General features: G+C 43.0%; 18 protein-coding genes. 14 read left to right on the top strand and 4 right to left on the bottom strand.

The window, feature by feature from the left end:
- Positions 1-57: 57 nt before the first annotated feature.
- The 4 genes from ACEYW6_RS19690 to lepA all read right to left on the bottom strand — a co-directional run bounded on the left by ACEYW6_RS19690 (position 58) and on the right by lepA (position 7,777).
- Positions 58-1,278 (bottom strand): glycosyltransferase family 4 protein, encoded by a 1,221-nt coding sequence (locus tag ACEYW6_RS19690; protein ID WP_412981067.1) that lies wholly within the window; start codon positions 1,276-1,278, stop codon positions 58-60.
- Positions 1,279-1,524: 246 nt separating this feature from the next.
- Positions 1,525-2,712, bottom strand: coding sequence for a glycosyltransferase family 4 protein (locus ACEYW6_RS19685; protein ID WP_412981066.1), 1,188 nt, complete (start codon positions 2,710-2,712; stop codon positions 1,525-1,527).
- A 230-nt stretch (positions 2,713-2,942) separates the two neighbouring features.
- Positions 2,943-5,609: a PAS domain S-box protein gene (locus tag ACEYW6_RS19680; RefSeq protein ID WP_412981065.1), complete on the bottom strand. Its 2,667-nt coding sequence runs from the start codon at positions 5,607-5,609 to the stop codon at positions 2,943-2,945.
- A 356-nt stretch (positions 5,610-5,965) separates the two neighbouring features.
- The gene (gene lepA, locus ACEYW6_RS19675) at positions 5,966-7,777 is read right to left on the bottom strand and encodes a translation elongation factor 4 (protein WP_412981064.1); all 1,812 of its coding nucleotides are present in this window, start codon (positions 7,775-7,777) and stop codon (positions 5,966-5,968) included.
- A 556-nt stretch (positions 7,778-8,333) separates the two neighbouring features.
- Between lepA and ACEYW6_RS19670 the strand changes: the two genes are divergently transcribed.
- The 14 genes from ACEYW6_RS19670 to ACEYW6_RS19605 all read left to right on the top strand — a co-directional run bounded on the left by ACEYW6_RS19670 (position 8,334) and on the right by ACEYW6_RS19605 (position 25,917).
- Entirely contained in the window at positions 8,334-8,570 is a 237-nt protein-coding gene (locus ACEYW6_RS19670) for a hypothetical protein (RefSeq protein ID WP_012408258.1), read from the top strand.
- Between the two features lie 172 nt (positions 8,571-8,742).
- Positions 8,743-10,512 carry an ATP-binding protein gene (locus tag ACEYW6_RS19665; RefSeq protein WP_412981063.1) on the top strand — a complete coding sequence of 590 codons (1,770 nt, stop codon included), beginning with the start codon at positions 8,743-8,745 and terminating at the stop codon, positions 10,510-10,512.
- A gap of 522 nt (positions 10,513-11,034) precedes the next feature.
- Positions 11,035-11,265 carry a NifU family protein gene (locus ACEYW6_RS19660; protein ID WP_012408256.1) on the top strand — a complete coding sequence of 77 codons (231 nt, stop codon included), beginning with the start codon at positions 11,035-11,037 and terminating at the stop codon, positions 11,263-11,265.
- 78 nt (positions 11,266-11,343) lie between these two features.
- Entirely contained in the window at positions 11,344-13,578 is a 2,235-nt protein-coding gene (locus tag ACEYW6_RS19655) for a glycoside hydrolase (protein ID WP_412981062.1), read from the top strand.
- A gap of 270 nt (positions 13,579-13,848) precedes the next feature.
- Positions 13,849-14,901, top strand: coding sequence for a protein kinase domain-containing protein (locus ACEYW6_RS19650; RefSeq protein WP_412981061.1), 1,053 nt, complete (start codon positions 13,849-13,851; stop codon positions 14,899-14,901).
- A gap of 446 nt (positions 14,902-15,347) precedes the next feature.
- Positions 15,348-17,405, top strand: a complete 2,058-nt coding sequence (locus ACEYW6_RS19645; RefSeq protein WP_412981060.1) for a protein kinase domain-containing protein — start codon at positions 15,348-15,350, stop codon at positions 17,403-17,405.
- Positions 17,406-17,479: 74 nt separating this feature from the next.
- Positions 17,480-19,084: a sensor histidine kinase gene (locus tag ACEYW6_RS19640; RefSeq protein WP_412981059.1), complete on the top strand. Its 1,605-nt coding sequence runs from the start codon at positions 17,480-17,482 to the stop codon at positions 19,082-19,084.
- Complete coding sequence (locus ACEYW6_RS19635) at positions 19,062-19,730, top strand: response regulator transcription factor (RefSeq protein ID WP_412981058.1); 669 nt, start codon at positions 19,062-19,064, stop codon at positions 19,728-19,730. The genes ACEYW6_RS19640 and ACEYW6_RS19635 overlap by 23 nt, the downstream gene beginning before the upstream one ends.
- A gap of 184 nt (positions 19,731-19,914) precedes the next feature.
- Positions 19,915-20,277 carry a response regulator transcription factor gene (locus ACEYW6_RS19630; protein ID WP_190894121.1) on the top strand — a complete coding sequence of 121 codons (363 nt, stop codon included), beginning with the start codon at positions 19,915-19,917 and terminating at the stop codon, positions 20,275-20,277.
- Between the two features lie 2 nt (positions 20,278-20,279).
- Complete coding sequence (locus ACEYW6_RS19625; RefSeq protein WP_412981057.1) at positions 20,280-21,419, top strand: HAMP domain-containing protein; 1,140 nt, start codon at positions 20,280-20,282, stop codon at positions 21,417-21,419.
- A 54-nt stretch (positions 21,420-21,473) separates the two neighbouring features.
- Positions 21,474-22,040: a hypothetical protein gene (locus ACEYW6_RS19620; protein ID WP_412981056.1), complete on the top strand. Its 567-nt coding sequence runs from the start codon at positions 21,474-21,476 to the stop codon at positions 22,038-22,040.
- Positions 22,041-22,231: 191 nt separating this feature from the next.
- Complete coding sequence (locus tag ACEYW6_RS19615) at positions 22,232-23,479, top strand: glycosyltransferase family protein (protein WP_412981055.1); 1,248 nt, start codon at positions 22,232-22,234, stop codon at positions 23,477-23,479.
- A gap of 15 nt (positions 23,480-23,494) precedes the next feature.
- Positions 23,495-24,682, top strand: a complete 1,188-nt coding sequence (locus tag ACEYW6_RS19610; RefSeq protein ID WP_412981054.1) for a glycosyltransferase family protein — start codon at positions 23,495-23,497, stop codon at positions 24,680-24,682.
- Positions 24,683-24,705: 23 nt separating this feature from the next.
- Positions 24,706-25,917: a glycosyltransferase gene (locus ACEYW6_RS19605; RefSeq protein WP_412981053.1), complete on the top strand. Its 1,212-nt coding sequence runs from the start codon at positions 24,706-24,708 to the stop codon at positions 25,915-25,917.
- The last annotated feature ends 55 nt before the right edge of the window (positions 25,918-25,972 follow it).

Here is a 25,972-nt window from a genome sequence, read left to right as displayed (position 1 = left end):
TATCGGGATCTGAGGCTGGGTTCTTTATTAGATCAAGTATTTTTCTGTGTGTGCTAATTACGAATTAGTCCCAAGACAAACTTGTTCATAGCTTTTACCAGCGATATCCCAAGTGAATTCAGTTTCTACCAGTTGTCTACCGTTGTGAGACAATTCTGAACGCAGATGTGGACGATCAAATAGTTGACTAATAGCGGTGATGTACTCTGTCGGTTTATTCGCTCGTAATGCCCGTAATGATTGACTAGAACCATCTACGGCTAATCCTTCTAAGCCGCGATCGCTTGCCACTACAGGTATACCAGCTGCCATTGCCTCTAAAGTTTTATTTTTAATGCCAAACCCAGTCCGCATGGGTACAACACAGATGGTTGCTTGATGTAAATATTCTACCATCGAAGGTACACGCCCAATCACATTAATTCCTGGTCTTTTATCGAGTGCTAAAACTTCTGGTACCGGATGAGAACCGACAATATCAAAAGTTGTATCAGGATAAAATTTTTGAATTTCTGGCAAAACTTGGTTGCTGAAAAAGCAGACAGCATCAATGTTTGCCAAATTATCCATTGCACCGATAAAAATTAAGCGATGTCCTCCTGGATCGGTGGTACGGTTGGGGAAAGAAACTAAATCTACGCCATTGGGAATAACTGTAATTTCACTATTAGGGTTAAATTCCTGTAGTTGAATTTTATCTTCTTCTGTTGTTGCGACAATTGCCGAAAATTTAGAACAGTAGCTTTGTTCATAACGATGCAAAAGTGGGAGATTAATTTTGTCTCTGAGGGAATTTTCTGAAATACCCGTTGCTAGTTGGTTCCTACAGGTAGCGTAAACAGAACTATGAACATTAACTATGGTTTTTAGCTGTTTCTGAAAATGCGATTGTACATAAATTTCATTGACGCTATGTTCGGAGGTAATCACATCACATTTTCCCGCTTCCACCCAGTTATTAACCCAAGTTTGCATCTCAAGTGAGTAGCGGTTGAGTACACTTGGTGGTGTCCCCTGTTGCAAAAATCTACCAAATCGCTGTATTTTCTGGAATATTCCGGTGGTTCCATAATCTGGCGGGCGTTCAAAAATGGCTAGATGATCCACACAATCGCGTAATCCTGCTATTTCTGTATCTGTAAGATCACCCTCGCGTTGAGTAGCGAGAGTAACAGTATGGCGTTGACTCAGGTATTTAAGTAAATTAAATGTCCTGACTTGGGTTCCCCCGCGCGTTGGTGGGTAGGGAAAGGTGGAAGATAGCATTAAAATGTTCATACAAGTGATGAATCAAATGTGATATATACACCATGACCTCATTGGAGGCTGTATGTCATCATCTAACTCATCTCACGGCTACGAAAACATCGTAAGTCTTTCCGACACGCTCTCGCCTTCCCTCGTTTTCTTGAATTGCTGTGGGGAAACCGATTAGTCATTGGTACTAATGACTAAATCGGCGGGTGGCTATCCCGAACACCCTTTGAAGGCATGGGATTTCCGCCGATTTTCGTTAGAAGTCCCTTACCAGACAGTTTGCGATCGCTCTTGTACAACTTGCTGATATACTTCTTCAGTTTGCTTGGCTAGTTTCGGCCAGCTAAAGCGTCGCTTTAAATCCTCATAAGCGTTATCCACCAGCCATTGCCGATATCCTGGATTTTTCAACACTTCCAAAATTCCCCAAGCTAAAGAATCGGGATTGTTCACCCAAGTGACAATGCCTGTTTTGGTATGTTGCACCACTTCGGGAAAACCACCAGTATCAGAAACTACTACAGGTACACGAGAGGCAAAGCTTTCTAAAGCTACAATTCCAAAGGGTTCGTAAAGACTAGGAAAAACGGCACAGTCAGCGACAGTTTGGAATTTATCTAAGTATTCATCGGAGAGAAAACCAGTAAAATAGCAATGATGCCAAATTCCCAAATCCCAGGCTTGGCGCTTGAGATGGTCAGTATTACCGCCACCAACGATGACAAATTTCACGTTACCTCCCATTTGGGAAAGTATTTTGGGTGCAGCATTAAGTAATATAGGTACACCCTTTTCGTAAGTCATGCGACCGAGGTAGTAAACGATTTTCTCCTCGTCTGCGGCGAATTGGCGGCGAAAATCCAGAGCATGGAAATCTACGTGATGTTGTTTCTTTTCGGCTCGGATACCGTTATAAATGACATCGATTTTGTCCCAAGGACTTTGTAGTGCTCGTCCTAGTTCTTGGCGCATATAGTCGCTACAGACGATAATCCGCCAAGCGTTAAAAGCTAGCAAGTTTTCTTTGCCATTAATATAGCCTTGGATGTCTGTGTGAATACCGTTATAGCGTCCGTATTCTGTAGCGTGAATTGTGGCAATTAGTGGTATTTTAAAATTATGCTTGAGAGCGATCGCAGCATCTCCAACTAACCAATCATGGGCATGAATTAAATCAAAGGGCCCTTCTTCTAAAATCAACTTCCCACCGTGATCTCCCATACTCAGGTTGAGATTGACTACCCAGTGGAAAAAGTCATTACTATGTGCCACTGGCACTCGATGTATCTTCACTCCCTCAACCACCTCATACATCGATGCCTGACCAAACTCCGCTGTAATCAGGTGGACTTCATGCCCTAGCTTTACCAACTCTGGGTACAACTCCGCTACATGCCGCGCAATTCCCCCAACAATCCTCGGCGGAAACTCCCAACTCAGTACCAGTATCTTCATCTGCTAGACTCCCCAACACTTTACAAATATCTAAAAAACTACATTTACCTAAAAATACAAGGGTGGCAAATGCAGTGAGTATGTTTACTAAAATTTTGAGATTTTTTAACAGTGATTTTGTTAAAGCTTATCAAAGGTTATCAACTGTGGGCTAGGGATAGGAAGCAAGGATAATACTAATTCGTAATTCGTAATTAGGACAATTGAGCGCTCGTTTTGCAACTTAGGCTTTAAGAAGGGATAACGACGCAGACAGCATGAACTTGATCGCGCCCTTGCTGTTTGGCTAGATAAAGTGCTTTGTCCGCAGCATTAATCAAGTCTTGCGGCGAAATTTCAGAATTTGGCACAATGCTGACAACGCCTAGACTGACAGTAACGCGATCGCACACACTAGATTGAGCATGAGGAATGGCCAAGTTGCGGACTGCTTGTCGAATAGTTTGAGCTACATAGATTGCTCCTTGAATCTCTGTATTAGGCAGAATTGCAGCAAATTCTTCCCCGCCGTAACGCGCTACTAAATCGGCTGGACGCTTAATAATACTTTTGAGGGTACTCCCCAATTGCCGCAAACAATCATCCCCTGCTAAATGCCCATAGGTATCGTTGTAGCGTTTAAAAAAATCGACATCGAACAAAATTAAAGACAACGGCGCTTGCTCGCGTTTGAGGCGATGCCACTCATCCTCAAGATACTCATCAAATCGGCGGCGATTGGCTATTTGAGTCAAGCCATCTAGGGTAGCTAATCTTTGTAGTTCTTCATTGGCAGCTTGTACTTGCTGGTAGAGTACTGATTGATGAATAGCGATCGCTACTTGCCTTGCCAACTGCTGCAATAAATTAACTTCAAACGCTTGCCAGTAACGAGGTGCGGCGCACTGGTGAGCAATCAGTAAACCCCACAGATGCTCTCCATTCAAGATCGGCACTACCATCGCGGCCTTAATCTGATAAAGCTCTAATAACTCTAAAAGATCGGCTGAAAAATTAGACTCCTGAATATCATGTAAGACTGTAGGTAATCCCTGGTAATAGCCGCTAAAATCTTGTTTGATCGAAAATGGGTGCATTATGTGCTCTAATCTCTGGGGGTAGTCATTACCCACTGATTCCGCTGCAAAATTGCCACTTCCGTCAGATTCTAACTGGTAGATAGCTACGGAATCTGAACCCAAACACTGTCGAATACTGTTTACTGTTGTATGAAGAACCTCCTCCAAATTCAGTGATTGCCGAATCTGTTGAGTTACTTCAGTAATTAGCCGCTCCCCCTCCGCCTGTTGTCGCAGTAACCCTTCGACTTGTTTGCGAGTGCTAATGTCTTCTACCGAGCCAAGAATCTGCGTTGGAGTACCGCTACCATCTCTGGCAAATATGACTTCTCGTGTATTGAGCCAACGCCACTCCCCATTTTTGTGTCGGAATCGGTATTCGGTGGAAATTACTTCATTGTCGCTAAGGTTAACGAAGCGACTTGGTAGGTCATAGCAGAGGTGTTGGTCATCTGGATGAAAGCAATTTATAAACCATTGCGGATCTGCTTGACAAATTTCCTCCGCAGAATAGCCTAAAACTGCAACACTCTGCTCGTTAAGATAAATGCTTGTTCCTTGCAAAAGGTCAAACAAATACAAAATATGGGGTACAGTATTAGCAATTTTTTGCAGAAAGTCTTGACTTGAGCGCAATGCTTCTTCAGCTTTGTGGCGTTCGCGCAGCGCGGCTTGATATTCACTAATATCTTGCCCCTCGGAAATTAGTAGTGACACACGCCCTGTTTCATCGAGTATGGGACGTAGTGAGAAATCAATCGTCATAACTCGATGATCTCGACCTAAAACGTCAACTTCATAGCGAATCGATTCACCATTGGCAGCAGATGCGATCGCAGTTTTTAATTGTGCTTGGGTCTTTGGAGAAATTGTCCACCATTTTCCTTCCCAAAATGGTTTACCAACTACTTCTTTTCGAGTAATTCCAGCAAATTCCAGTGCTGTTTGGTTAGCTTCTAACACTATTCCATCCGGCTGAAGCAATCCGATAAAGTGAATGGTTTGATTGAAAATAGCACGGAATTTTTGCTCATTTTCACTTAAAGCTTGTTCTACCAGTTTACGGTCAGTAATATCTCGTCCAACCGATTGAAGTTCTACAATCGTACCCTGGTGATCAAATATCCCTCGAATAACCCACTGTGTCCACCGCACCCCTTGGCAAGCTATGACCCGATTTTCAATGGTGATAACGGGATTTTCTAAGCTGATGGAATTTACCAGACTAAACACACGTTCCCGGTCTTCCTCAAACACAACAGGTTCGTAGTGGTAGGCGATAATCTCTTCGCGCTTCAGTCCAAAAAATCGACAGAAAGCTTCATTAACAAATGTAACGATGCCATCTGGTAAGCATCTAGCAATCAGTTCCGTTTGGTCTTCGAGGATGGCACGATAACGCGCTTCGCTTTCTTGCAGTGCTGCTTCTACCTGTTTGCGTTCGGTAATATCAAACACTAAACCCTGAAGTACCTGAGTTTGTCCATCGGCACGGAGAACAAGATTGGCTTGGTTTCGTACCCAAATTGTTCTGCCATCGTGCCGAATCATCCGATACTCAATGTTCAAAGGCTCTCCAGTAGCGATCGCAGTGTCTACAGCTTGCCAATAGCGATCACGATCGTCTGGATGAGTGTAATCTAACCAACTATTCAAGAAACCATGATTCCAATCTTCCGGGGCAATGCCTAATAATTGTTGCAGTTGCGGACTAATATAAGCTTCTTTTGCTGTGGTATTAATCGGTGAGATATAAACAACGCCCGGAATTTGTTCTACTAGAGTGCGATACTTTTGCTCCGCCTCAGAGAGTTTTTCTTGCGCCTGCTTGCGACTCATGATGTTTTGAATTTCTACAATAAATTATATTTTGCTGTTAGAAATCCCGCACTAGAGGCACACTCAAGGATGGTTGAGCCAACAGTGAGTCAGTCTGCTTTGTGAAAGCTAAACCTGCCAGTAACAGGCTAAAACTCCTACACTTAAGGCTGCTGTTGACAGCCTTTGTAATTAAAATTAATGGATGTTGAAGAAGAATTGATAACAAAAAAACTGGGGTGCGGGACTAAAAAGATCAGATTCAGATGCTCGCGGACTTGCTACCACTGCGCTATCTGCCACTCGACCTCCAATTGATTATGAATTCTGATCGGAGGCGGAGCTTTCCTTGCTCCGCTCCTGACTCCTGAATTTTATTAGCTTTGATCCAAGCGCAGTACTGCCATAAAGGCTTCTTGTGGTACATCCACAGTACCTACAGATTTCATCCGCTTTTTACCTTTTGCTTGCTTCTGTAATAGTTTCTTCTTCCGGCTGATGTCACCACCGTAGCACTTGGCTAGCACGTCTTTCCGCAAGGCGGGGATGTGTTCGCTGGCAATAACTTTACTGCCAATAGATGCCTGAATTGGGACTTTAAATTGATGGCGGGGAATTAGTTCCTTGAGTTTTTCTGCCATTGCCCGCCCGACGTTGTAAGCTTTATCGCGGTGAACAATCATCGCCAAGGAATCTACGGGATCGCCGTTAATCATAATATCCAGCTTCACCAGAGGATTTTCACGGTAGCCGATAATGTGATATTCCATACTAGCGTAGCCGCGCGATCGCGACTTCATTTGATCAAAAAAGTCAGTCACAACTTCCGCCAAGGGTAGCTCATAGGTGAGGGTGGTTCGTCCTTGGGCGAGATATTTCATATCTTTGAAGATGCCACGGCGATTTTGTGACAACTCCATTAAGCTGCCAACATAAGTTTCCGGTGTAATCATCTCTACTTGGACGTAGGGTTCTTCAATTTTTTCGCGATCGTTGGGAGAAGGTAAGCGGCTAGGATTATCGATGTACAGTTCCTCACCTTTGAGGGTAATCACCTTATAAACCACTGAGGGGGCTGTAATGATCAAATCTAGGTTATACTCCCGCTCTAGGCGTTCCTGGACAATTTCCATGTGCAGTAAGCCCAAAAACCCGCAACGGAAGCCAAACCCCATCGCACTAGAAGTTTCTGGTTCGTAGTGCAGCGCTGCGTCGTTGAGTTCGAGCTTTTCTAAGGCTTCCCGCAAATCTTCAAATTGGTCAGCATCAATGGGGAACATCCCGCAAAAAACCATCGGGTTCGCTTCTGCGTAACCTGGTAAGGGTGCCTCTGCTTTCGCCTTACTGAGGGTAATTGTGTCTCCTACCCGTGCATCCGCTACAGCTTTAATTGCCGCTCCTAAATAGCCTACTTCGCCAGCGTGTAGTTCTTCAACTTGCTTTTGAGTGGGAGAAAGGACACCTAACTCATCAATTTCAAATTCTTTCCCGGATGCCATTAAATGGATGCGATCGCCTTTTTTCACTGTGCCATCCATCACCCGGAAATACACAATTACTCCCCGGTAACTGTCGTAATAGCTATCAAATATTAACGCTCGTAAGCGTTCATTTATGGTATTGGGCGGTGGTGGTATTCGCTCAACAACTGCTTCTAAAATCTCATCAATACCAATTCCTTCTTTAGCAGAGGCGAGTATCGCACCACTGCAATCTAGGCCGATAATTTCTTCAATCTCGCCAATTACCCGTTCTGGTTCTGCCCCAGGCAAATCAATTTTATTCAAAACCGGGATAATTTCCAGGTTACTCTCTAACGCTAAATATACATTGGCCAAAGTTTGTGCCTCCACGCCTTGGGACGCATCTACTACCAATAGCGCTCCTTCACAAGCAACAAGAGAGCGGGAGACTTCATAAGAGAAATCCACGTGTCCCGGAGTATCAATCAAGTTCAGCACATACTGCTGACCATCCTTAGCTGTGTAGTTCATCCGGGCAGCTTGCAGCTTAATTGTAATGCCGCGCTCCCGTTCTAGATCCATGTTATCGAGGAACTGTTCCTTCATCTGTCGGTCTTCAACAGTGCCAGTAGCTTGTAGCAAGCGATCGGCGAGGGTTGATTTCCCGTGGTCGATGTGAGCAATAATACAAAAATTGCGAATGCGAACTGCGGGAACGTCAGTCATATACTATCTTTGCCTTAGCAGCAACCAAAGTTAAAAGAGCAATTTACTTAATGTATTTTAATGCTTTCTTAGCCAAGACGCTGCTTGCTTTTAGTGCTGAGTTAGGAGTTAGGAGTTTGGAGTTATAGAGTTATTATTCTTCACCCTGCTCCCCTGCCCCTCTGCCTCCCCTTCCCTCTTCACCCCATCTTTAACTTTCGATCTAAATAGGTGGACTTTTAAGAATATTATGAAAGTCTATTTGTTGCTGCTAGTATTCATCAGCTAGGAGCGTACAATAAATGTAAATAAGTACATGTAGGGATCATGTAGGGATCATGGGCAATTACCACCCGTAATTACCCAGAATCACTGATTTATCGGCAAAACTTCTAAAGCCATTGTCTAGTCAGTTATATGAAAAATGCGATTTAAAACTTAAAGCCTGTTACTTTGGTGCTATTTTGGGGAACTATTTAACTGTGCCCTTGAAGATTTTTCAGCGAATTAGCCCAAACTATGAATATAACTGCTTTACAAAGCTTTAGACAAAACCAATTCAGAGTATATCAAACCTATGAATATGCAAGAGAAAACTACCGAAGCGGAAAACACACGAGCCGATAAGGTAGAAATTGCTGTCCGCCTGGACTCCGAACTACTAGAGCAAATTCAGCATCTCACCAATGATCCAAGTAAAGTGATTGAGGTGGCGATTCGCCAGTGGTTGCGGGGTGAAATCCTCAGAGATGACGAACTAACGCGCACCCCTGTGCGTACCCCCGTTCCTCCTCGTGGTGAATGGAACGATTGACGCTATCAATTAGCTGTCAATGCAAGTTAAAAAAGTTAAGTTTGCCAATCTAGATTTCAGAACACCAAGAAATACTCAATAAAAAACAAAAAAGCTGTAAAAATTTATGCAAAAATTTGAGCAGCTTTAGTAAAATTACGGTCGGATACCCTTTGTTTATCCAACTCAATTAATGACTATTACTGCCAATTCCCAATTGCCAAATGTATTTTCCCAAAATCTGGAATCTATTACCAGTAAGACTGATAGCTCATTACCAACTCTAGGAGCCGAGTTGGTCTATACGCAAGATGGGGCAGGGCGCTATCTGACCTTTTATTGGCAGCACAGCGAACTCCTGGGGTTAAATACTGAAAAAATAGTTGACGAGCTGAACCAGACCCAAACCTTTGTCCCGGTGGATAAGGTTACTTATTTGGAACGATTGCACCGAATTTTGACCAGTTTGGTGCCAGAAAGGTTTCAGTGTTGGTTTAGCTACCACCAGGAATTATTTGAGTTGGACTTAGTGATTAGTCCGATTATGCCAAGCTTGGGAACGACTGCCACTACAGTTTTAGTGATGGGACGCTTAGTGCAAGCGACACTCAACAAAAAACAAGTGCGTGTGGCATCAAAAACACCCACACAAATAGAGTTGGCAATACGTTCACAGCAACATCAAAAACTGGTAAATCGGATTACCAGAAATATTCGCCGGACATTGGATTTAGATATTATTTGGCAGCAAACAGTTGACAGTTTGGGGAAAGCACTGCGGTTAGAGCGCTGTATTATTTGTCCTTATCAGCCCTCTAGCTCAAAAGTGGAGGTGAAGGCTGAGTATCGCCAGCCAGAACTCAAATCAATGCTAGGCTCGGAAATAGATATAGCTTCTGAACCTGCCTTTGCTCAAGTTTTGGCAACTCTAGAACCAGTTGTCATGGAAGTGTCTGGATACACAGAGTCTGGGCGGCAGAAAACTTTGGTAATTGCGACTTGCTATCAAGACCAAGCCAATGGATTGGTTGCCTTGAGTTGGCAGGATGAATGTTACACATTAACAGAATCGGAATTAGAACTGGCAAAAGAAGCAGCAGATCAATTGGGAACTGCGATCGCACATGCTACTTTATATAAAGAATTAGAATCAGCGCGTCAAAAAGCCGAAGAAGCTTCCCGCCTCAAAAGCGAGTTTCTAGCTAATGTATCCCATGAAATTCGTACTCCCCTCAACGGCATGATTGGCTTCTTGAAGCTGATTTTAGAAGGAATGGCAGATGACCCAGAAGAACAAAACCAGTTTTTAGCAGAAGCTCACCACTTATCTATACATCTGCTGAATATCATTAACGATATTTTGGACATTGCTAAAATCGAAGCTGGCAAAATGGAATTAGCTTATGCTCCAGTCAAGCTAGATGAGCTATTCAGTGCTGTAGAAAGTTTCATGCGTCCCCAAGCAGAAACGAGAAACCTCAGCTTTCGGATGCAAATGCCTGCTATCTCCGATGAAATCATTGTCCAAAGCAACTACCAACGGTTGCTACAAGTGATGCTTAATTTGGTAGGTAATGCCATCAAATTTACCCATGAGGGCGGTGTCACCGTCAGCGCCGATTTAGTACTCAAAAAAGCGAAGCCGAACTTTCAAGGTCAGGAATTTCCTGGCATGGTGAGAGTACGTGTGGCAGACACTGGCATCGGTGTTTCCTTGGACAAACAAGATAAACTGTTTCAATTATTCTCTCAGGTAGATGGCTCCCGCACTCGCCATTACGGCGGCACAGGTTTAGGACTGGCAATATCCCAAAAGTTAGTGGAGGCAATGGGCGGCGAGGTACATTTTTATAGTCTGGGCGAAGGTCTTGGCTCAACAGTCACATTCACTGTGCCACTATATCAACAACCAGTTATGGTTTCATCTAGTGATAACGACTCAATAAACAGTGTTGAATGCTGAGTTAGTCATTAGTCTTTGGCCATTAGTCATCTGGAACATTAACAATACTGGGTTTTGAGTTTTAAATTTTTTGAGAAATTATTATTTAATAAGCATATTGGGCATGGGGTATTGGGAAAAAACCTTCCTTGTCCTTCTCCCCGCATTCTCTTCAGCACTTTAAAGGCTAAAGTAGAGTAGGAGGGCTTGCAAGAGAAATTGTTCAGCTAATCTAATATCAAGTTGCTAAAACCAGCAATGGTTTAGTCAAAAGTCGTTAAAAACTGACATCTGACAATCTGGCGGCAATTAGATTTAGGATCGATTTAACAAAGCTGAAAAACAAAATTTTGGATAATGGTTAATGAGTAACCGCGCATAGGGTACAGGGATCATTATTATTCAATGCCCCATGCCCAACGCCCCATTCCCCATGACGGCAGTTGCTCCACTTGGGGAGACCCCTTGGCGCTAGCCTCTCCCTTTGGGAGAAGACCGCACTGCCTCCCCAATCCCTATCATTAACTTAGCAGGTCTAAAACTATGGAACTCACAATTGACAACGTTGAAACAGTCTTAGATGAAATGCGCCCTTATCTCATGTCTGATGGCGGCAATGTGGAACTCGTAGAACTGGATGGGCCTGTTGTAAAACTGCGCCTGCAAGGTGCCTGTGGTTCTTGCCCCAGTTCTGCAATGACCCTGAGAATGGGTATTGAACGCCGCCTCAAAGAAATGATTCCTGAAATTGCAGAAATTGAACAAGTGGTGTAAAAGTTAGGAGTTAGGAGTTAGGAGTTATGAGTTTTGAATCAACTCCTAACTCCTCATTCTTAACTCCTAACTATTCTTATGTCCCATCCTCTTTACATCGCTTTTATCTGGCATCAACATCAGCCGCTGTACAAATCTCCTGGCAGCGGCGTTTCGCTATCTCCAAGTCAGCAGTACCGTCTACCTTGGGTACGTTTGCATGGGACTAAAGATTATTTGGATTTGGTATTGCTCTTAGAGCGGTATCCTAAATTACACCAAACGGTGAATTTAGTACCATCGCTGATATTGCAACTAGAAGATTATATTGCTGGCACTGCTTTTGATCCTTACCTCACAGCCAGCTTGACACCGGATGAACAACTCACCCAGCAACAGCGGGAATTTATTATCCAACACTTTTTTGATGCCAATCACCACACCCTAATTGATCCTCATCCTCGCTATGCCGAGTTGTACCAGCAGAGGCAGGAAAAAGGGCAAGCTTGGTGTTTAGCAAATTGGGAATTGCCAGATTATGGTGATTTGCTAGCTTGGCATAATTTAGCTTGGATCGATCCGCTGTTTTGGGATGACCCGGAAATTGCGGCTTGGTTAAAACAGGGTCGGAATTTTACTTTAAGCGATCGCCAGCGCATTTATTCCAAACAGCGAGAAATCCTCAGCCGCATTATTCCCCAACATCGAAAAATGCAGGAGGCGGGGCAGCTAGAAGTTACCACCACGCCTTACACTCACCCGATTTTACCCTTGCTAGCTGATACCAACTCTGGTCGGGTAGCTGTGCCCAATATGACACTACCTAAGCAGCGATTTCAGTGGGAAGAAGACATTCCCCGCCACTTGCAGAAAGCTTGGAACTTTTATAAAGACCGCTTTGGACAGATTCCTCGTGGTTTATGGCCTTCAGAACAATCAGTCAGCCCGGCAATACTTCCACATATTATTGACCAAGGATTTAAGTGGATATGCTCAGATGAAGCCGTCTTGGGATGGACGCTAAAACACTTTTTTCATCGGGATGGGGCGGGGAATGTACAGCAACCAGAACTGCTGTACCGACCCTATCGCCTGCAAACCGCTGAGGGTGACTTGTCAATTGTGTTTCGTGACCACAGATTATCAGATTTGATTGGCTTTACCTACGGTGCGATGCCCGCAAAACAGGCAGCCGCGGACTTAGTGGGACATTTGCAAGCGATCGCTAAAATGCAAAGAGATAGTCACAGTGATCAACCTTGGCTAGTTACCATCGCCTTGGATGGGGAGAATTGCTGGGAATTTTATCCCCAAGATGGTAAACCTTTCCTAGAAGCTTTATATCAAAGCTTGAGCGATGAACCCCACCTCAAACTCGTCACTGTCTCCGAATTCCTCGAAGAATTTCCAGCCACAGCTACCATTCCCGGAGGGCAACTACATAGTGGTTCTTGGGTAGATGGTAGTTTCACCACTTGGATCGGCGATCCCGCCAAAAATCGTGCTTGGGATTACTTGACAGGAGCAAGAGAAATGCTCGCAAGTCATCCCGAAGCAACGGAAGAAAACAACCCAGAAGCGTGGGAAGCATTGTATGCCGCAGAGGGTTCCGACTGGTTTTGGTGGTTTGGTGCAGGACACTCATCAAATCAAGATGCCATTTTTGACCAGTTGTTTCGAGAACACTTGTTTGGCATTTACAAGGCATTAAATGAACCTGTACCGCCCTACCTCAAACAACCAGTCGAAATCCACGAAGCACAGGGAAGCCACACTCCACAAGGATTTATCCATCCTGTTATCGATGGTAGGGGTGATGAGCAAGACTGGGACAAAGCTGGACGCATAGAAATTGGCGGGGCGCGGGGGACGATGCACAACAGCAGTGTCATCCAGCGACTTTGGTATGGGGTGGATCACCTGAATTTCTATTTGCGGCTGGACTTTAAAGGTGGCGTTGCACCAGGGCGGGGTTTTCCAGCAGAGTTGAATTTGCTGTGGTTCTATCCAGAAAAAACAATGGTCAATAGCCCAGTCCCCTTGGCAGATGTACCAGATACAGCCCCACTGAATTACCTTTTCCACCATCTTCTAGAAGTTAACTTGCTGACGCAATCGATTCAATTCCGGGAAGCTGGAGACAATCATCAATGGCATCCTCGTTTCAGTCGCGCTCAAGTAGCTTTAAATAGTTGTTTAGAGTTGGCAGTACCGTGGGCAGACTTGCAAGTTCCGCCAGATTATCCCCTGCGTCTGATTTTGGTGCTTGCTGATGAAGGGCGTTTTTCCAACTACTTGCCAGAAAATGCTTTGATTCCCATTGAAGTGCCTTAGTACTCAATCGGTTTGGTATTACACCATTTCACAAAATGCCTAGTAGGGGCGTAGATGTACGCCCCTACAGCCAATTCATGTGTTACCCAGATTTTTGTAACCCATATTAAATTCATCTTGTCAATACGTAAAATCTACAAAATTTATTTTGACTTTTTGAATTTTCAATAGGAGAGTAATAAGGATTTGGCAAAGATGCAGTAATCTTACTGTTCCCAATGAATATTTATCGTAAGATTAGAGACATTTCAGAGCAGATATTTTATACTAATGAATCGCTTTTCTCAGAAAATAACGAATTCTCAAGAGAGCATTTCACAGCAAACTCAACTTGGTCAGATGTGTGGTTCCAAACGGCTATTTCGCGATCGCTATGAAATATTGCAAATTTTGGGTAGAGGTGGTTTTGGCATCACGTTTTTAGCCAAAAATGCCGTATTACCTGGGAATCCCCTGTGTGTCATTAAACAGCTTTGCCCGAAAGTAACTAGTCCCCAAAGTTGGCAAAAGGCGTGTACGCGCTTTGAAAAAGAAGCAAGAACTTTGGGTCAACTCGGTAGTCATTCGCAAATTCCCATGCTATTAGACTACTTTCAAGCGAATGGGGAGTTTTTTTTAATTCAAGAATACGTACCGGGTTTGACTTTGGCACGAGAAATGCGGCAAACTGGGCCCAAAAGCGAAGGCTCAGTTAAACAGTTTTTGCAGGAATTATTACCTGTATTACAGTATCTTCATAAACATCATGTGATTCATCGGGATATTAAGCCCCAGAATTTATTGCGCTGTGAGTATGACGGGCGGGTAGTGCTAATTGATTTTGGTGCGGTGAAAGAGCAATTAGTTAATGCTTGTGAAAACTCAATCAATCAAACTCCAAACACCAACTTTATCGGAACTAGAGGATTTGCACCACCAGAACAGTTTTCTCTACGTCCAGTTTATGCCAGTGATATTTATGCACTGGGTGTAACTTGTATTTATATGTTGACTGCTAAAAGTCCTTTAGAATTTGACTACGACGCAAATACTGGTGAGATATGCTGGCAAAAAGAGGTAAATATTAGCGATAGTTTCGCCCAGATTTTAGGAAAGATGGTGAAAATTACGTTAAATGATCGGTTTAAGACTGCCGATGAAGTGATAAAAGCTTTAAGTAACGAAAGCTATTTGCCTACTTTGGCTAACTGTCTAACTACCCAAAAATTAAATAATAAAAGTATTGCACAACACGGAAATTCCTCCGATACTCCTGATGTATACATGCCACCTGTCGCCAGAACTGCTAGTGCTATTCGTAAATGGAGAGCAAGGCTCAAATAATCAAGGTCGCACAGTTAAGTTAAAGCCCTTTTGAACTAACGTATAAAATGAATAATTAATTATGGCGATTTTAAATAGCTAAAACAAATTTAGTAAGCATTTTAACTACATTTCATAACCAGTGATGGTTAATTAATCAGGGTTTATCTCTAATACTTAGTCAGTTATTGGTTGACAATATACAAGCAAAATTACTAGGTTTAAAAGTTTAGAAAAATTTTTTATTCAGATTACTATATAATCGAAAGAATAATTAATCTTATGGCTCTCGTAGTTTTCCACCAATGAGGAAGACTGACTACTATTTACAAACGCTAACTATATTAAGTAATTCCCCAATCCCCAGAACAGGGTTTTCTACCACAAGTAAGCGAGAGCTAATTTTTTTAAGGGAAAGTTCGGGGCAAACTTAGCCTAAGTTGTCATGCAGTCGCGCCTGTCAGATCATGATCTGCTGCTTAAATCCCGATTGCTCAAATCCCCTGAATCCCAATGGAAAGAAGTTTTGCCAAAGTTGTAGCACCCCATTGGTGTCACTTTTAAGAAATCGTTTCCGTGTCATCCGAGTCCTTTCAGATGAGGGGGGATTTGGCAGAACCTATCTATCAGAAGATGTAGATAAACTCAATGAACGCTGTGTTATCAAGCAATTAGCTCCAAAATTCCAAGGAACTTGGTCGCAAAAAAAGGCGATGGAGTTGTTTGCAGAAGAAGCGCAGCGACTACAAGACCTTGGCGAACATCCCCAAATTCCGACTTTGCTAGCTTACTTTGAGCAAGACGGCTGCCTATATTTAGTGCAGCAGTTTATCAATGGAGAAAATTTATTAAAGGAGTTGCAGCAACGCAAGGCGTATAACGCTAGGGAAATTCAATCTATTTTGCTAGATTTACTGCCCATCCTGAAATTTATCCACGATCGCAAAGTTATTCATCGGGATATCAAGCCAGAAAATATTATCCGTCATAAAAGTGATGGGCGATTAAGTCTGATTGATTTTGGTTCCTCAAAGCAATTTACAGCCAGAGTTCAGCAAAAATCTGGCACATCCATTGGTTCACATGGTTATTCTCCCCTGGAACAGATTAGAGATGGTAAAGCTTTTCCCGCCAGTGACTTGTTCGGTTTGGGGGCTACCTGCTTTCATCTGCTAACGGGAAATTCCCCCTTTCAGTTGTGGATGGAATCTGGGTACGCCTGGGTGAGTAATTGGCGGGAATATTTGCGGAGTCCATTAAATCCTGAATTGGATTTTGTCATCGACAAGCTTTTGAAAAAAGACATCCATGAACGTTACCAGTCAGCCGATGAAGTCCTCAGAGACTTGACTCCAAAACAACTCCTGGCACTACCACCTGCGGGTAAGTCATCTGGGCAAATACCCGCAACTCAAGCCCCATATTTACCAAAAACTTATCCCTTACTGAGAACATTAGTTTTGGTAAGTGCTTTTATTCTGTTGTTCGGATTCCAAGAATCTTGGTATAAACATTTTCGCCGGATTCAGACTACTTTGGTCTCTAGGCTGAGTCAGCACAATAATTCTGGCAAAAATGAGGCGGTTTTAGTTCAACCACCAAAGATTACTTTGGGGAACGTTTCCTTAGCGAACACCCTTCAGGGACATGAAAACTCGGTTTTATCCGTCACCATCAGCCCCGATGGTAAAACAATTGCTAGCAGTGGCGACGATCGCACAATTAAACTTTGGAATCTAGCAACCGGAAAACAAATTTCTTCACTCAACGCCTATTCTCAGCAGGTGAATGCTGTGATGATTAGCCCAGATGGCAAAATTTTGGTTAGTGGTAATGATGACAGCACTATCAAAATCTGGAATCTAGCAACCGGAAAACAAATTCGCACTCTTACAGGGCATTCTGACTCAGTTCATGCCCTAGCCATCAGCGCTGATAGCCAGACCCTAGTTACTGGTAGTGATGACAACACCATTAAAATCTGGGATTTAGTAACAGGAGAGCAAATTCGGACACTGGTAGGGCATACATTCTGGGTGCGATCGATAGCCATGAGCCAGGATGGCGTGATTCTTGCCAGTGGCAGTTTTGATAAGACGATCAAAATCTGGAATCTAACAAAAGGGTATTCAATCCGTACACTGGAGGGAAATTCTCAAACAGTAACAGCCGTAGCTATCAGCCCAGATGGTAAAATTTTAGCCAGTGCTAGCCGCGATGCCTACGACAGGCTACGCCTACGCTCCATCAAACTTTGGAATCTAGTTACGGGAAAAGAAATTCGCACACTAGTGGGACATGCAAACACTGTCACAACCGTAGCCTTCAGTGCCGATGGTAAAATTATTGCTAGTGGTAGCCGCGATCGCACTATCAAACTATGGAATTCAGCCACAGGAGAGGAAATTCTCACATTGCCGGGGCACACTAACACCGTGACATCCGTTACCTTCAGTCCTGATGACAAAACCCTTGTCAGCGGTAGTGAGGACAATACTATTAAGATTTGGCGCTTGTCTCAGTGAGTAGGGATTGGGATAGTTCATCAAATGACAAATCCTCAATTGCGATAAACTGTCTCAAGTGAGGAGGGGTGAAAATGAGCAGCGCTACAACCCATCGCCGCGATCGCAGGTTTGGGATTAAAATACCTAAGCTATTTTCAGGTTGGCAGCAAGTATTTGGAGAAGCACGCACCCGAATTTTGCTCTGGTACTTGCTGATTTTGGGGATAACCTTTCTCATCGCCATTCCCGCATTTCGCTACCAGCTCTACCAGCGCATTGATGAACGCGTCCGTCAAGATATGTTACAAGACATGGCGGCTTTGAATGCGTTAATTAAAGGTGAAACCTTTGCTCCAGAGGATGCACTCACTGAGGACGACCCAGAAGACATAGTGATTGGGCCAGAGCAATTGAAATGGTTGCTGGCTGGTAAAAAACAAATTGCTCCTCCAGTTTCCAAAGAAGATTTGATCAGACTTTTCAGAGCTTATCTGTTGTATCGACTACCAGAAGATGACTCTTACTTTATCACCTTTGTTGATGGTGAATTTTATAAATCTAGTCCGAGAGCGCGTCCCAAATCACTTGCCAAGGATTCACCGCTCATGAAGCGGTGGGCAAAACAAACCAAACCAGAGCAGGGAGAAAAAGAATTTTCCGACCCTGATCTTAGTAAAATTCTTTATATTGTAGAACCGATTAAAATTAATGGAGAAATTCAGGGTGTCTTCGTTATTGCCCATACTACAGATGGTGAGCGGGCAGAAGCTCTAGAAGCAGTTTCGGTAATTATTGAGGTTTCTAGTTTAGTATTTGTGGTATCGTTCATCTTGGCGTGGTTGGCAGCGGGACGGGTTCTAGCTCCCCTAAGGGCGATTACCACCACTGCCCATGCAATTAGTGAGTCAGATTTAACCCAGCGCTTACCTGCGCGAGGTAAGGGAGAACTGGCAGAACTAGCAACGACATTCAACGAAATGATGGACAGACTAGAGGCAGCTTTTGCCACCCAGCGGGAATTTGTCAACGATGCTGGGCATGAATTGCGGACTCCGATTACCATCATTCGCGGACACCTGGAACTGATGGGAGATGACCCCCAAGAGCAACAGGAAACCTTGGCGCTGGTCATAGGAGAATTAGACCGGATGAGCCGTCTAGTCGATGACATGATTTTGTTGGCAAAGGCAGAACGCTTAGACTTTTTGCAGTTGGCAACGGTGAATGTAGCAGACTTAACCCAAGAGTTATTTGTCAAAGCCCAGGCACTAGCAGAGCGCGATTGGCAAATAGATGCGGTGGCAAAGGGTCAGGTTATAGTTGATCGCCAAAGAATTACTGAGGCTATGATCAATCTGGCGCAGAATGCTACTCAGCACACTGCAAAGAGTGATACTATCTCCATAGGTTCTGCGATCGCGAAAGGAAAGGTACGTTTCTGGATACGCGATACAGGCGAAGGCATTCCCCTTGTTGATCAAAAACGGATTTTTGAACGTTTTGCTCGAACTTCTAACAGTCGCCGTCGTTCCGAGGGTGCGGGATTGGGGCTGTCAATTGTCCGAGCGATCGCCGAGGCGCACGGTGGACAGGTATTGCTTCGGAGTCAACTAGGAAAAGGTTCGATGTTTACCATCGTTTTACCCCTCGATCCACCGCAGGAAATGAGTGCATATGCCCAACATTCTCATCGCTGAAGATGAACCCCGGATTGCCTCATTTATTGAGAAAGGATTGCGATCGCAAGGATTTACAACCGCAGTTGTTGCCGATGGACTGCATGTGCTGGACATAGCACAGAATGGAACTTTTGACTTACTAATTTTGGATTTGGGTTTGCCTGGAAAAGATGGATTTCAGGTACTAGAAGAACTGCGGGGACAGGGAGAAGATTTACCTGTAATTATCCTCTCGGCTCGGAGTGATATTCACGATAAAGTCGCTGGACTAGAAGGGGGCGCAGATGATTATGTCACCAAACCCTTCCGATTTGAAGAACTTCTGGCGCGGGTAAGGTTGCGTTTACGAACTGCTAGACCTGTGAAAGATGCCCAAGAGTTTGTCTTGAAAGCTGGTAACGTAGTGCTTGATCTGCGAACTCGACAGGTGAAAGTAGGCGATCGCTTGATAGAATTACCTGCTCGTGAATTTACAATGGCAGAAATGTTTTGCCGTCATCCTGGACAGGTTATTAGTCGAGAACAACTGCTAGATTACGTTTGGGGCTACGACTATAACCCAGGTTCTAATATTGTTGATGTATATGTCGGTTATCTCCGCAAAAAACTAGGCAGCAACGTCATTGAAACCGTTAGAGGGATGGGTTATCGCTTGCGAACATAATTGTTTAGTACTTACCCAAGTGCTAATAGAACTTTGTCAAGCTAGTTCTGATGGTTTGTAGTAAGCACAAAGGGTGCTTAGAAAATAAGGACTAAAGTCCTGACTACGAAATTGTTGACCTTATATTACGGCAATGGAGAAAACGAGACGATTCTTCTAACTCCTGAATTCTGACTCCTGATTTATGAATCAAATTTTAATTGTTGAAGACGAAGCAGGTGTTGCTGCTTTTATAGAAAAAGGCTTACGCAGACAGGGATACACAACAACCGTTGCCAAAGATGGACAGCAGGCGCTCCTTCTGGCTCAAAATAGTAAATTTGATTTGATGCTGCTTGATTTGGGATTACCATTTGTGGACGGTTGGACAGTATTAAAAGAACTTCGTAGACAAGGAGAGACTCTACCCATTATCATCGTCACAGCTCGTAAAGACGATCATGAAGGAGCGATCGCATTCAACAATGGAGCAAATGACTATATCACTAAGCCATTTCGCTTCAGTGACTTGCTGGAACGAATTCAAATCCATCTAAGTCGTGGTTGAGTATGAAACAGTACAGTAAGTTCGGTAAACTGACTTCTAAGCAATCAAATAGCCGCTTACAACTATCAAACAACTTAGCTACACACACAAGTATCTCTAGACATTGGTTTAGCTATTTGAAGGTTGGTCAAAAGATCGGTATTGGATATGCGCTGCTTGTGAGCATCGCCGTGCTGGGAACTACTATGGGTTTTCTGATTGCAGATCATTACAAGCATAAGGCGCAAAAGCGGGAAGACGCAGCATTTGAAGAGTTATATCAAGCATCTCAACTCAAAACGAGTGTGTTTTATGTCCGCACCACCCAACATCAACTGATTCTCTACATGGATAGACCAAAACTGTGGGAAAAAAATTATACTCAATTAATTGAGCATGTTGCCGAAGCCCGACAACTTTGGTTTGAATTAACAGCAAACTATACCATTAACAAGCCCACCGTATATGGTTCTATAAGTGGGCAGAAAGCAGTTTACCCCTTGTTGCAGAACTATAAAGGTTTTAGTGCTTATTTACAGCGTACAGAAGCTTTTTTTCGGGATAATAATCCCAATAAATTATCACCCAGTCAAATCAAGACAGCACAAAGCCAATTGTTTAATTTCATGCATGGCTCGTCAGTTTTTTTGATGGATGACTTTCTCCATGACATCACGAGCCTTGTGCAAATTACAGCCGAGGAGTATCAGCAAGCAAAACAGGAACTACAAACGGCGGAAAAATTACGCTTATACATTATCATCGGTAGCCTGTCACTATCAATTGCGATCGCCACATTACTAGCAATTTACACCAGTCGCGCCATTGCCCGTCCCATTCAAGCTGTCACTCATATTGCCCAACAGGTTACAGAAGAATCTAACTTCGATTTACAAGCACCCGTTACGACTAATGATGAAGTTGGCATCTTAGCGACTTCCCTCAATCGTCTTATCCAAGAAGTTCAGCAACTCATCAAAGCCCAAAAGGATGCTAACGAACAGCTAGAAGTATATAGCCAGGTGCTAGAAAGGAAAGTGCGCGAACGGACACGGGAGTTAGATGAGAAAAATCAACGCTTAGAATTGGCGTTAGCAGAATTACGTTCCACCCAAGCACAACTCGTGGAAAATGAGCAGGGGGAGGGGCAGAGGAAGCATTAGTTTGTAGGGTGCCCAGTTGAGCAAATTCATATCTGGCAAGTATAATTATTAACCATGAAATTATTCAAATACTCCGTTAACTTTGCTTCCTCTTGCGTTGTCGCCTGTATCATTGCTTCTACGGCTGCGGTAATTGCTCAACCTAAACCTTCACAAACCAATTCGGTAATAAAATTAACACCGACTCAGTTAAAAGTTTTGCGATCGCTAGGGTTAAAATTAGCATTACCAAGTTACGTACCCGCAAATTTTCATGCCGATAAAGTATTAGTTTCGGCTGGGCGCGAAAATGTTGACAGCTTGCGTTACTTAGTTATTTATCAAAATTTAAGTGCAGATAAATGCTTTGCGATTGAGTCAGCATCTGGTGGTATTGGCGACTTGCCCTCTGGGTCACGGAGTTACCCGATAAATTCTCCGATATTTGGAAAAAGTGTTTTGGAGCAAGGATTATACGGTAATGCCAAACAACCAACATTGCTATCGCAGTGGTTGGGAGAGCAAAATGGCCCCTTTTACAGATTTGTTGGTACGGGAGTAATACCAGAATTGTCTAATTGTAGTAACGTTACTCCCCAAGAAGCAGTCAAAGTTTCGCAGTCGATTCGATACTTGAATTAATCGACTACGGCGACTAAAGATTTACTTTATAAATGGTCTCTAAGCAAACCCCTTCTCTACGAGAGGCTGCGCCAACAGGGCAGAATTATGAGAAAATTCTCATACAAGTTTCATAGAATACTCATGAAAAATTGAGACTCTATTTAATTAGTACGGCATCTATTCACTGAACAATTGAGGGACATTTAGCCATGAGACTGATGGTATATTCCCACGATGGCTTTGGTCTCGGTAATATTCGCAGAATGCTGGCAATCTGCACCCATTTACTTGATTCGATTCCAGAACTTTCTATTTTAGTTGTTTCTGGTTCGCCGATGCTGCACAGTTTTCGTCTCCCGAAAAGACTTGATTACATTAAGCTACCCTGTTTAAATCGGGCAACATCAGGTGAAATGTATGTCAAGTATCTGGGGACAGAAATAGATGAAACAGTGAAATTGCGCTCAGAGTTAATTTTATCTGCGATCGCTAATTTTAAACCGGATATATTTCTAGTAGACAAAAAGCCCTATGGTATCCGTAATGAATTAAAAGCTACTGTCGAATATCTCAAAGCAAAATTGCCGGAAACTCCCTTAATTCTCCTTCTGCGTGACATTTTAGATCATCCAGATGTGACAATCGCAGAATGGCAAAAGCACGGTTACTACGAAGCAATCGATACATTTTACAAGTCCGTGCTTGTGGTTGGCACTCCCGAAATTTTCGACATCCGCCAAGAATATCAACTACCGCCAATGGTTGCCCAGAAGGTGCAGTTCTGTGGTTACATCCGCACAGAACTGGGGCGTAAAAGTCCAAATCTTATCCGCAGTGAGTTGCGATTAAGTCCAGAAGAACAACTTATTTTAGTTACGCCGGGTGGTGGCGAAGATGGTTACAGCTTAATTGATAACTATTTATCGAGTTTGGCATTGTTGCCAGCTTCTTATAAATTACGAAGTTTAATTATATGTGGCCCGGAAATGCCCGCCAAAGATAAAGCAGCATTAGAACAAAAAGCTGCTGCATATCCTCAGGTGCAGATGAGCGACTTTACCGATGATTTGATGAGTTACATCGCCGCCGCAGATGCCGTAGTAGCAATGGGAGGCTACAACACAACTTGCGAGATTCTCTCAGTGGGTAAGCCAGCAGTAGTCATACCTAGAATTAAACCATCACGAGAACAGTGCATTCGTGCAGAACACTTGGAAAAATTGGGGGTTTTGGCGGCTATTCATCCAAATGATCTAGCTCCAGATATTTTACTGCGATCGCTGTTGCAACAACTCCAAACTCCGCAGATTTCCCTGACGACAATTAATCTGGATGGATTGCCCAAAATTAGCCAATATATCTCCACCTTACTAGCAAAAAAAAAGAGCGTGATTCCATTTTGCTACCAGTCCCCGGAACAATTACCGGAATTAGCAATGATTGCCAAAATTGTTTAAAGAGGTAAAGTTGTTATGAAACGTCTTATGTTCTACTGCCAACATATTTTGGGTATGGGGCATCTGGTTCGCAGCCGGGAAATTGTGCGCGGTTTAACCAAAGACTTCCAAATTTGTTTTATTAATGGCGGTGAAATAATTCAAGGATTTGAAATTCCTGCTGGTGTCGAAGTCATAAACTTGCCTGCAATTAAAACTGATGCAGAATTTACAGAACTGCAAGTAGTAGATGATGCCTTTAGTCTCACCGAAGTCAAGGAAATCAGAAAAAATCGACTTCTGGAAATATTTGACCAATTCCAGCCTGATATTTTAATAGTTGAGTTATTTCCCTTTGGAAGAAGACGCTTCTCTTTTGAATTAATTCCCTTGTTAGAAAGAGCAAAATCAAATAGAAGCTCAACCAAAGTTGTTTCTAGCTTGCGAGATATTGTAGTTGCTAAACCAGAAAAACAGGCGAAACACGAAGAAAAAGTATGTAACTTAATGAACAAATATTTTGATATGTTACTGGTTCACGGTGACCCAGAATTAGTCCCAATAGAAGCAACCTTTTCTAGAGTTAACGACCTTAACTGTCAAGTATATTACACTGGATATGTCGTACAAGAACCACCGATAAATCCTATTTTAACTGATGAAGATCGAGAAATTATTAGCTCAGACAAACCCCTAATTTTAGTCAGCGTAGGAGGTGGGAGATTTGGTCATGAATTGCTTGAATCTGTAGTGAACACAGCCCCTTTCTTAGAGAAAGTATTACCGCACAACATTCAGGTTTTTACCGGGCCATTCATCCCAGATTCAAAATTTCATGAGTTGCAAGCAATGGCAAGACATAGTAAAAATCTCCACATTCGACGCTATACTCCTTACTTGCTAAATTACATGAAAAAAGCAGACCTTTCAATAAATATGTCTGGCTATAACACCACAATGAATGTTCTAACCACAGGTGTACGAGCCATGATTCTTCCCTTTACAGGCAACCAGGATCGAGAACAAACTATTAGAGCCGAAAAGTTAAGCAATTTAGGAATCGTCAAATTTATCAATCCTAATGATTTGCAACCCGATTACTTTGCTATTAATATTATTAATTACCTCAAAGAGCAACCAAACAAAATTAGCTTTGATTCCAGCGGAGTTGAAAAGACTGCAACCATATTAAAAACTTTAGCAGTTAAACAAAAAGTTGCATAATAAATTCATAGAAAAATATAATCATGGATAAAATAAGAATTTGTATTACTACACTCGAATATCCACCCGATATTGGCGGGGTTGGTGAATCAGTACATCGAATTTCCCAGATGCTAATTAACAGTGGCTATGAAGTTCACGTTGCAGTTTTTCGTTCCAAACAACGCCTAGTTTCTGATGGAAGTCGCAGACGAGCAAGTTGCACATCAACGCTTCAAGATGGTGTGTTTGTGCATCGCATTAAGTCAGCCGTTCGCAATCAAACAACAGAAATCCAAGACTTTTTTAGCGACGTTTACTTTCAACTAAAATGTCTGCATCAAAAACATAGCTTTGACTTGTTTCACGCCTTCTTTATGAATGAAACAGGTTATGTAACAACACTTTTAGCAAAAGAAAATGATGTTCCGGTAATCAATAGTGTTCGTGGTAGCGACTTACATAAGCATATTTTTAATCCTAAGAATCATGCTCAAATAGCATGGATTTTAGAAAATTCTGCTTGGGTGACATTTGTCAGCCGTGACTTGCTCAAAAGAGCTAGTGTTATTAGTCCAAGTGTGAAGTTAAAATCATCAGCTTTCTGGAATTCCATCGCACCTATTAACTTTGAACAATTCCCCACTCCGTCTCTAATTAACGAATTGCCAGGTATTGTTATTGGTTCATCGGGTAGGTTCCGAGACAAGAAGGGCATTGAATTTCTCCTCGATGCTTGCGCCCAGTTGAGTAAAGAGTTAGATTTAACACTCTTGTTGATAGGTGATTTTGTTGAGAAAGAACGAGAATACTGGGAACAACAAGTACAGCAAAGCGGTATTGGTAATCGCCTCCGCATTACTGGAATTACCAGCCGCCAAGAAGCTTTAGCTTATCTCCCCCATTTAGATATTTTTGCAATTCCCTCACTGCATGACGGTTGCCCCAATACGCTTTTAGAAGCGATGCTAGCGAGTCGAGCAATAATTGGCACTCGTGTAGATGCGATCGCAGAAATTATAGAAGATGGTGTAGACGGTTTGCTAGTCAATCCCGGCAGTACAGAAGAATTAATTGCTGCACTTCGATATTTAGCAACACAACCAGAATTGCGGCAAAAGTTGGGTGCAGGAGCCAAAACAAAAGTAACTCAACAGCTTGCCCCATCAGTAGAATACCAAAACTGGATGAATGTTTACCAAAGAGTCTTAGCGGCATCTGAATCAGTTTTGTTAGGCGAAATATCACTCGTGTAGTCCCTTCCAATCCAGAGAACTAAAAGATTTAGGACTCACACAAGATCCCTCTGCG

The sequence above is a fragment of the Nostoc sp. UIC 10607 genome (assembly GCF_047228265.1).
GTDB classification, from domain to species: Bacteria; Cyanobacteriota; Cyanobacteriia; order Cyanobacteriales; family Nostocaceae; genus Nostoc; species Nostoc foliaceum_A.
This window is presented reverse-complemented; position numbering and strand designations above follow the sequence as displayed.

What these genes read in the sequence shown, in the direction of transcription:
- ACEYW6_RS19650 (WP_412981061.1), top strand. Translation starts at nt 13,849, where the DNA reads ATGAATCGCTTTTCTCAGAAAATAACGAATTCTCAAGAGAGCATTTCA.
- ACEYW6_RS19610 (WP_412981054.1), top strand. Translation starts at nt 23,495, where the DNA reads ATGAAACGTCTTATGTTCTACTGCCAACATATTTTGGGTATGGGGCAT.
- ACEYW6_RS19660 (WP_012408256.1), top strand. Translation starts at nt 11,035, where the DNA reads ATGGAACTCACAATTGACAACGTTGAAACAGTCTTAGATGAAATGCGC.
- ACEYW6_RS19615 (WP_412981055.1), top strand. Translation starts at nt 22,232, where the DNA reads ATGAGACTGATGGTATATTCCCACGATGGCTTTGGTCTCGGTAATATT.
- lepA (WP_412981064.1), bottom strand. Translation starts at nt 7,777, where the DNA reads ATGACTGACGTTCCCGCAGTTCGCATTCGCAATTTTTGTATTATTGCT.
- ACEYW6_RS19630 (WP_190894121.1), top strand. Translation starts at nt 19,915, where the DNA reads ATGAATCAAATTTTAATTGTTGAAGACGAAGCAGGTGTTGCTGCTTTT.
- ACEYW6_RS19625 (WP_412981057.1), top strand. Translation starts at nt 20,280, where the DNA reads ATGAAACAGTACAGTAAGTTCGGTAAACTGACTTCTAAGCAATCAAAT.
- ACEYW6_RS19640 (WP_412981059.1), top strand. Translation starts at nt 17,480, where the DNA reads ATGAGCAGCGCTACAACCCATCGCCGCGATCGCAGGTTTGGGATTAAA.
- ACEYW6_RS19655 (WP_412981062.1), top strand. Translation starts at nt 11,344, where the DNA reads ATGTCCCATCCTCTTTACATCGCTTTTATCTGGCATCAACATCAGCCG.
- ACEYW6_RS19680 (WP_412981065.1), bottom strand. Translation starts at nt 5,609, where the DNA reads ATGAGTCGCAAGCAGGCGCAAGAAAAACTCTCTGAGGCGGAGCAAAAG.
- ACEYW6_RS19635 (WP_412981058.1), top strand. Translation starts at nt 19,062, where the DNA reads ATGCCCAACATTCTCATCGCTGAAGATGAACCCCGGATTGCCTCATTT.
- ACEYW6_RS19685 (WP_412981066.1), bottom strand. Translation starts at nt 2,712, where the DNA reads ATGAAGATACTGGTACTGAGTTGGGAGTTTCCGCCGAGGATTGTTGGG.
- ACEYW6_RS19645 (WP_412981060.1), top strand. Translation starts at nt 15,348, where the DNA reads ATGATCTGCTGCTTAAATCCCGATTGCTCAAATCCCCTGAATCCCAAT.
- ACEYW6_RS19690 (WP_412981067.1), bottom strand. Translation starts at nt 1,278, where the DNA reads ATGAACATTTTAATGCTATCTTCCACCTTTCCCTACCCACCAACGCGC.
- ACEYW6_RS19665 (WP_412981063.1), top strand. Translation starts at nt 8,743, where the DNA reads ATGACTATTACTGCCAATTCCCAATTGCCAAATGTATTTTCCCAAAAT.
- ACEYW6_RS19670 (WP_012408258.1), top strand. Translation starts at nt 8,334, where the DNA reads ATGAATATGCAAGAGAAAACTACCGAAGCGGAAAACACACGAGCCGAT.
- ACEYW6_RS19620 (WP_412981056.1), top strand. Translation starts at nt 21,474, where the DNA reads ATGAAATTATTCAAATACTCCGTTAACTTTGCTTCCTCTTGCGTTGTC.
- ACEYW6_RS19605 (WP_412981053.1), top strand. Translation starts at nt 24,706, where the DNA reads ATGGATAAAATAAGAATTTGTATTACTACACTCGAATATCCACCCGAT.